Origin of the sequence: Parachitinimonas caeni (assembly GCF_030129945.1) — a bacterium.
Lineage (GTDB): Bacteria > Pseudomonadota > Gammaproteobacteria > Burkholderiales > Chitinimonadaceae > Parachitinimonas > Parachitinimonas caeni.
Genome location: NZ_JARRAF010000072.1, coordinates 1 through 8,666, shown reverse-complemented (window position 1 = coordinate 8,666; position 8,666 = coordinate 1). Strand labels below are relative to the sequence as shown.

The following is an 8,666-nucleotide window of genomic DNA, read 5'->3' as shown; positions in this document are numbered from 1 at the left end:
GAAGCGGTAGACATCGTTGCCGGCACCGCCGATCAGGGTGTCATTACCCGCGCCCCCATCGAGGGTGTCATGGCCGGCGCCGCCAGTCAGTTTGTCGGCTTGGGGGGTGCCGGTCAGGGTCTGGTTGGTCGGGGTGCTGCCACCGCTGATCAGCTTGGCAATGTCTACGGCCGATAGCGAATTGCCGCCCTTGGGCTGGACATAGGCCATCGCCGCCGCACCACCGTTGAAGTGGCCGAGGATGCGCACGCTGCGGCTGGTATCGCCGACCACGCCGATGATGAGGTCTTTGCCGTCCTGTTTGAAGGTGAGCTGGCTGCGGTCGAGGTCGTTGAAGAAGATCCAGTCCTGACCACCACCGGTGTTGTCGATCGTGTCCTGACCGAAAGCACCGCTGAAGACGTATTTGTCGTTGCCAGCGCCACCGACCAGGCTGTCGTCGCCCGCCCCACCATTGAGCTGGTCGTCTTCGCTGCCGCCATCCAGCGTGTCGTTGCCGTCACCGCCATCGAGGTAGTCGTTGCCGGCTTCGCCTTTGAGTTCGTCGTTGCCACCCAGACCGAACACGGTGTCGTTCCCCCCGCCCGCGCGGATGCGGTCGGCGGTGTTGCGATCCCCCTGGAGTCGATCACCGGCATCTGTGCCTTGTGTAATCGTGCGGGCCTCAATCGCCGCACTGTCCAAGGTCGTACCGTCAGCAAATACCCAGTTGTCAATCTTATAGAGTTCGACAGGCAAATCTCGGAACCAAGCACGTACGGTTATCTCATCTGTGCCATTGCGATGGCGCGCCACCAGATCTTCGCCAACACGCAGGAAAGCCCAGTCTGTTGCTTGAATACCTGTCCCAAATTCCAGGCGGTCGTTGCGGGAGAATGGCTGACCATCGACAACTGACAATCGCAAGGGTGACTCGGTGATCACATCTTTGCCATCTCCCAGATTGAAGCGGTAAATGTCGTCTGCGCCTGTGCCGAACAGTGTGTCATTTCCTTTGCCGCCTTCAAGCAAGGCCGGGTCCCAATCAAACTCATCTTCACGGAAGCTCGCAATCAGCAAATCGTTGCCGGCCCCTCCAATCAATGTATCTGATGCGGCACCACCGATCAGCTGGTCATCACCGTCCCCACCATCCAATACATCGGTATCCCAGCCGCCAAACAGTGTGTCATTGCCCGCTTCACCATAAAGGGTGTCCTTGCCGGAGTGGTAATCAAAAATAGAGTCGTTACCTTCACCGCCTCGCACAACGTCATCGCCCAGGCCGCCATCTATGGTGTCATGTCCGCTGCCGCCCCAGATCGCGTCATTTCCCCAATGACCATCCAGCGAATCATCGCCGGCACCGCCACGAATCTCGTCGTTACCCGTCAGGCCATTGATGGTGTCATTGCCGTCCTGTCCATCAAGCGTGTCATTGTCGAGGTAACCCAGCAGGCTATCGGCATTTGCTGTACTTGGTAATGACAAGCGCTGAAGGGTGCTGTGATCCCACACAGTGCCATCATCGAAAGTAACCTTATCCACCACACGATTCAGCGTAGCTTGAGGATCGGTCTGATGCTGGTTGACCACCCTCAGGACATCGCCTGTTGTGTTATGGCGTAGCAGGAGGTCGTTACCATCAATCGATACGGTGATATCACCGGGCTTGATTCCCTTGAAGACTAGGGTTTCCAGCCCCCCTTCGTCGTTCAGCACATCATTACCGAAGCTTGCGCTGAACACGTACTGATCATCACCCAGACCGCCATTTAATGTGTCGTTACCGCCGCCACCTACCAAGGTGTCATCACCGGCCGAAGCCAGCAGGCGATCATTCCCGTTCCCACCATCCAGGCTATCGGCACCGCTACCGGTTTCAAGCGTATCGTGGCCCTCTCCACCAATCAGAGTGTTGTTGCCATTACCTGCTTTCAGCTGGTCATCACCACTACCGCCGTCAATGCTGTCGTCGCCATCACCGGTGGTAAGGGTATCGTTACCAGCCAGGCCGCTGAGACGTTGATTGCCCTCAAGCGCTTCAATCAAATCCGGGCCATTAGTGCCTGCCGAGGTCAAGCGCATTAGCTGTTGCGGATCCAGGGTCAGGGTCCGCCCATCTGCATGAATCAGTTTGATGCTGGTGACCGGCTTCTCGTCACGGAAGAACTTGCTGAGAATCACCTTGTCGGTCAGGCTCGATTCGAACCCAACCAGCAATTCGGTATCAGCCCGACGGAAGAAGAGTTCGTCGAGGGATAGATCTTGGATATAAATGGTGAACGCTTCTTTGTAGGGGTCGATGATGGTATCGACACCATCCCCCTTGGCAAACAGGTATTGATTGGCGCCTCGGCCACCTTCGAGTGTATCGTTGCCACGCCCGCCGGCCAGCCAGTCGTCACCATCATCGCCATTCAGGTAGTCTGCGCCATCGCCACCTTCCAGGCTGTCGTCGCCACTGCCTGCGTAGAGCTTGTCATTACCGGCGCCTCCCAGAAGGGTATCGCGTCGGGAGCTTCCGCCCAGCGTATCGTCATCTGCGCCGCCATCCAGGAAGCTGCTGTCTTCTCCACCCGATAGATCATCGTTACCCGCCCCGCCAAGCAGCGTATTGTTCCCGTGTATATCGTGCAGCGTGTCGTTGCCATTACCCCCGAGCAGCGAATCATTGCCATCACCACCGTCCACCGAGTCATCGCCATCGTCGCCGGACAGGGTGTCGTTGCCGCCTAAACCTTCAAGGATATCGTTACCACCAAGCCCAACTATTGAGTCGTCTTGCCAATCGAACCCTTGAATGCTGTCAGCGCCAGAAGTCGCGCTGCCCAGCAGCTTTGCCTTGATATCATCAAAGGTCCAAATACTGCCGTCAGCAAAATGGATGTCGTACAGACGAACGTCGCTTCCGTCGAAATAGCTACCAGCCAGTACGCTGTCGGTCGGTGAGGTCATCAACAAGAGGTTAGGGCCGCGCTTAAGGACTCTGATCTTTGCCTTATCAATTGAGGCGTCGAACTCAATACGATCAGGCACCAGCTGATCACTTGTTGATCCCCAAACGACATCCTTCCCATGACCGGCAGAAAAGCGGTAGACCTCAACGCCCCCCCCTCCGTCTCTACCATTGAGCGTGTCGTCACCAGTCCCGCCAATCAACGTGTCATTGCCTTGACCACCCCGGATGGAGTCATTGCCAGCCCCGCCATCAAGGCTATCATCCCCGTCCTGCCCATCCAGAGTGTCACTCCCGCCCAAACCGACCAAGGAGTCGTTCCCATCAAAGCCCATCAACTGATCATCCCCATCCGTTGAGGCACCTTGCATCGCAGCGATGACCTCCTTATGGGTCCAGACCGTGCCATCCGCAAAGGAAATGGTGTTGACGCTGGATTTTTCCGTTTCGAGATTAAGAAAGTAATTCTCAACTTCGATGCTGTCGGTTTCGCTGATTTCTATTTTCAGCGTGAAGCCATCAGCCTTGAAACGCAGCTTGGATCGATCAATGGTGTTATCGAATTCAATGCGGTCGCGCAGCGGCTCATCAGTTCTGTAGGAATCAATCACATCCCTTCCATCACCCAAGGAAAACCGGAATACATCAGCGCCTTCATCGCCGCGTAGCGTGTCATTGCCCTTCCCGCCAACCAGTGTGTCATCCCCTTCGTTTCCGAGAATCTGGTCATCGCCCGCATCGCCCTTGAGCAAGTCATCACCTTCTCTACCTAGCAAGGTGTCGTTACCTGCATCCCCATTCAGCGTGTTATTGCCAGGATCGCCAAAAATCAAATCATCGCCCGGCGTAACAATCGACTGATTAACCAACGTAATGATTTGCGCCTGGCTCATCTGGCTGCCATCGCCAAATTGCAGGCTTTCGATAGCACCTGCGCCTATCGCCCCGTTGATCTCGAAGAAGTTCTCGATGCGGATGCTGCCCGGTGGGCCACCCTCCGGCCGTTTCAAGGTGATCACGACTGCCGTAACGGTACGAGAGAACGACAAGTCGGCCGCTGTGATGCCAGACCCGAAGACAAACCGGTCCTTCCCGCCGGAATCGACAACGATGTCCGTCCCCAGGGTGCGATCAAAATGGTAGGTATCGTTACTGCGCTTGCCATAGAGGCGGTCGTTGCCGGCCAACCCACGAAACACGGTATCGCGCTCTTCACCGATCAGATCATCGCTGACATTTGAGCCAACCATCGTAGACAGATCAAGATAGGGAGCCAGCGCTGCATTGGCCGTAGACAGTGCCGCAAACTGCTCGATTTTCTGTGACTGGAAATCCGGCCAATATCGGCCTAATCCATTCACCGTGCCAATCACCTCAAGCAGTCGCTCGGTCTGGCCAGACCCCTGCAAGCGGTTCAAAACGGCAGATAACTTATCCCAGTCACAAATAACACCTTCCGAATAGCCGGCCAGGTTGGGAAACACCTCGCCCAGTTCACCAGCAAGACGGGTTTGCACCAGCAATTGCGCTTCGGTGTATTGCTTGAACTTCAAATACTCGGCAATCAGATAAGGTGCTGCAGCGCCATGAGGGTTGGGGCCATCCGGCCACCCCCCACATCGTGTGCCGATAAACCCTTTACCCACCAGACGCTCCAGCGTAACCAGTTGCCGTGCATCAATCACATGGCCGTATGGTGGGCCATAGTCGCGGCTGTTTGGTCCAACATCCGCAGCACCCGCCCAGCGATAAATCAACGAATCGAGCAACCCGTTACGACGGGTGGGGTCGTTTTCGCTCAGATAATTGTCCAGCTCGGTTTTAAGCTTGGGGTTGTTGACCAGCGCCTGCCGCAAATCAAGCATCTGGCCGAATCCGCGTGCATTGGGTAGAGCAAGCTCGGCAGCCGTCAGTGCGAGGCGCCCGGTAAAGGTTCTTTGCCCAGGATTGGTCTTGAACCACACATCCGCAGCGGTGCTGACACGGCCGTTGCTAAGCGCCAGCGAAGCAGTCAATTTGTGGGCATTGCCGTTGCCATCAACCTGAGACGATTTGCTGGCCCGAACCCCAATCGACTTCACCCCGGCCGCCGCCAAGGTGCTGAGTTCACCTTCTTCGCTATACCCGTTGCCATTCGCATCGCGCCAGACCTGAAGCGTGTTATAGGCAGCATCCTTGTCGTCAATCAGGCCATCCCGGTTGCTGTCATAACCCGCCAGTGCCGCAAAGCCGTCTTCGGCTAAAGCACCGCCCGCCAACTGGGTGTGATTACCAAACAGCTCGCTGCCATCATTAATCACCCCATCCTGGTTCAAGTCGTTGACCAGCAAGCCGTCATCCGCACCCACCCAGGCTGTTTTCTCGGCCAGACCGTCCAGATCATGGTCGAAATACGCATTCCCCAGGCCGGTTGTCTCGACGCCATCGCCATCCAGATCCAGCACAATGGGCGACTGCGCCGCTTCGGCGGTCGAAGTGCTGGGGCCGGTGTCCCCTCCGTCATCATCCTTGACCGTACGCAGATTGATACCCAGCCGGCCATTCTTGAAGTTCTCGATTACCAGACCGTTATTGATTGTCAGCTGGTCGCCCGCCAGCACATACACGAACCGGCCATCACGGCTTTTGTAGACATTCGCCGGGTCGCTCTTCTTGCGCACGCCACCAGTCAACTCGGCATTCTTCAGATAAACCTTGCCTTCGCCTTTGTCGTCGTCACGGATGCGGTCGAATGTATCGGCAATGTAGGTATCAAACCCCTCATCACCTTTCAGAACATCCTTACCGGCTTCGCCTTCCAAGCGGTCGTTGCCTTTACCACCTATCAGCGAGTCATTACCTTTGCCGCCGCGAAGTTTATTCCCTACGTCGTTTCCCTCAAGCGTGTCATTGCCTTCTCCACCTCTGGCATTTTCTATTTGGTCAGGCCCGGTAAAATTATCGAAAGCAATGGCAATATCGCTTTCACCTCCCAATTTGCTGACTTTTCCGCCTTCTAGATAAATATGGACATCTTTCTCTTTGACATTTTCAGCGGAAATTTCATCAACACCTCCCGTATCAAAAATTGTAATTCTAGATTTACTTATTCCCGGCTCAAATTCCTTTTCTTCAATAAGATATACGTCATTTCCAGACTTCGCGTTTCTACGTGCCCCCCAGATATCCTGCAAAGCGACTTGATCCAACCCCGGAACACCATATCTTTGCGGTCCAATATCATGCTCTTTCGAACAGAGTAGCGAGTAATCATTTTTAGTTAGGCCCTGGCTAGCCAACTGAATTTTCTCAACTTGTTCGGTGTTAGGTTGCATCCCCATTGTCACAAAAGTATGATCAAGACCTAACGCATGCGCTATCTCATGCAATAATGTTCTGTTGTAAGGCTCCATCGGGAGCAATGTGGTATCAATCGTCAGGATTTGAGCCTCAATATTCCATTGACCTCTAGTGCTAAACTTTTCATATAAACAAAACTTAATATCTGCCTTAGCTACATCATTCGTAAAAACGAAATCTACAGGTAGAAATTCTGAAAACTTCTTTAGCGCATCAGGTATTACCCTGTTTTTATAGTCGCCATTCCATTGACGAATTTTAAAATCACTCCTATACTCCTGAGGGATATCTTCTACTGTTTCTATAAAAGAATAGTAAACAACCGATTTTCCTGCAAATTTACAAGGAGCAACATGCTTCATTGCATCAATTGCGTCACTGCCTAATTTCATTACTGCGCTTCCTTCAGTTTCTTGATTAAAACATCCAACAAAGACACGGGCTGAACCCCATCAGCAAAGGATAAAAAACTCGGCTCAAATCGCCAGTCATTGGGGTAACCTGGCCAAGCGTATGATTTGTGGCTTTTTTTCAAATAAGCATAAGTCAAACCATAACCTTCTCTATTTGTAGTGACCGCGCTCGGACTAAGAAATAGCCAACGTTCACTCTTTAATAGCTTCCTAAATGAGGATGCAACTTTGCATGGTGAATCATGGAAAAGACGCAGTTGAATCAACTTCGATCGCTCTGGATTATTTCTTGTATTTTTACTGCGATGAAAGATTTTTGCGTTAGTAAGCACCACAATCAAGCCGTCTGCGTACGACTCTTCAATTTTTGAATCAAACACGCGATCGACGCAGTCCATTTCTGTCAAATCTGTTTTATCGCCAAATAATTTGCCATTATGCAGGTTTATATATTGCCTATGCATAGAAACAATTTTTCCATCTATAATCGCATCTACATGGCGCATCATGTCACCGAATTCGACCGGCGCCGGTGGAATATATGGCCCTTCATCGCCATACACCACGACGGATAGCGCCAACAAGCCTAATAGACTCATAAACTGAAATACGGATTTCATCTATCACTCCATTGATATGGTGAGAGTTCTAAATTGTGTTCAGCACAATCTCCCTTTATTTGCGTACTTCTTTCATCTTATTAAGCAATGTATCTAATAAAGACACAGGCTGTACTCCATCGGCAAACAATGAAAACTTTGGCTCATATCGCCAACCCTCGGGGTAAGTCGGCAAAGCCAGAAATCTTGGCGTGTGTTTCAGATAAGCATAGGCAATCTCATCACTACCCATATGAGGGGTGGCTGTGAGCCAACTTAAAAACAGCCAACGATCATTTTTAAGAATTTTTCTGAATTCCATCCCTACTTCACAAGGTCTATTATTTAAACGGAGTTCCAGCTCTTTTACCAATTGTGGATTTTGCTTCCTTCCATCTCTGCCAAAATAAACTTTGGCATCAGCAAGCGTAACAATAAGATCATCTGAATATGGAAATTTAATTTCCTTGTCGAAAGGTCTATCGGTGCAATCGGTGGTCATTAAATCAGTTGCGGTTCCAAACAGTTTCCCGGAATCTGTGTTTCTGTATTGCCTACGCATTGCCACAATTTGCCCTTCGATCACGGCATCGACATCCTGCATAGCTTGACCGAACTCAACTGGCGCCGGCCCAATTGACGGGCCCTCTACGCCATAGGTCTGCTGCGACAGCAGCAAAAGATTCATTAGGCAAAAAGCATAAGGAAAAGATTTCATTTGTTTCTCCATTCACAAAATGCAACGGCCGGCACCCTTACCAAGAAAACACCAGCAAGCCAACTCGTCGGCTAATATCTGATTAAGTCAAGGCATTCATCAAAGCGAAGCCCAAAACGCTCACAAAAATGCCAAAGACATTTTTAAGCCTTGCAAATTTTTGGCAAAGGGCGAGATTTTGTAGTGCTTTCTATGATAGATGCAAGACCATTGGTCAATGGTCAGTTGTACGCACTTGATGCTGTCTGTGTCAGACTAGAAGTTGCGTTTGACAAAACAAAACCCCGGCCATGACTGCGCCGGGGTTGTGTTTTACTGCGGGTGGGCTAGCCCTGCTTCAGGCAGCCCTGGGGGCGACGGGTCAGCTTAGTGCCCGCCATGTCCTGCCAGCACAATCGCGTCGTAATGACCACGATCCCACGGGTTGTGGCTGAGGCTGGCGGAGCTGTCGGCTTCGAAGCTTGCCATGGCGTCGATCAGCAGATGGGTTTGCCGTGTCGCCCAATCCGCACCGGCTGGCCCGGTTCGCGGGGTCGGATCGACCGGCTGGCCCAGACCCGGCAGGTGGTCGATATCGGCTTCATTGGTACCGATGCTGTCGATATCGGCCTCGTTGCCATTGTTGTCCCCCATCGCTCCCCTCTGCGGGGTCTTGGGGG

At 52.5% G+C, this 8,666-nt stretch carries 4 protein-coding genes; all 4 read right to left on the bottom strand.

What is annotated here, in order from left to right; genetic code table 11:
* Nucleotides 1-5,913 (bottom strand): calcium-binding protein (locus PZA18_RS23185; protein ID WP_284103278.1); only part of this gene is annotated, 5,913 nt, incomplete at its 3' end.
* 755 nt (nt 5,914-6,668) lie between these two features.
* A complete protein-coding gene (locus PZA18_RS23180; protein ID WP_284103277.1) occupies nt 6,669-7,310 on the bottom strand; it encodes a hypothetical protein in 642 nt (213 codons plus the stop codon).
* Between the two features lie 55 nt (nt 7,311-7,365).
* Nucleotides 7,366-8,007: a hypothetical protein gene (locus tag PZA18_RS23175; protein WP_284103276.1), complete on the bottom strand. Its 642-nt coding sequence runs from the start codon at nt 8,005-8,007 to the stop codon at nt 7,366-7,368.
* A gap of 366 nt (nt 8,008-8,373) precedes the next feature.
* On the bottom strand, nt 8,374-8,666 hold a 293-nt coding region (locus tag PZA18_RS23170), incomplete at its 5' end, for a hypothetical protein (protein ID WP_284103275.1).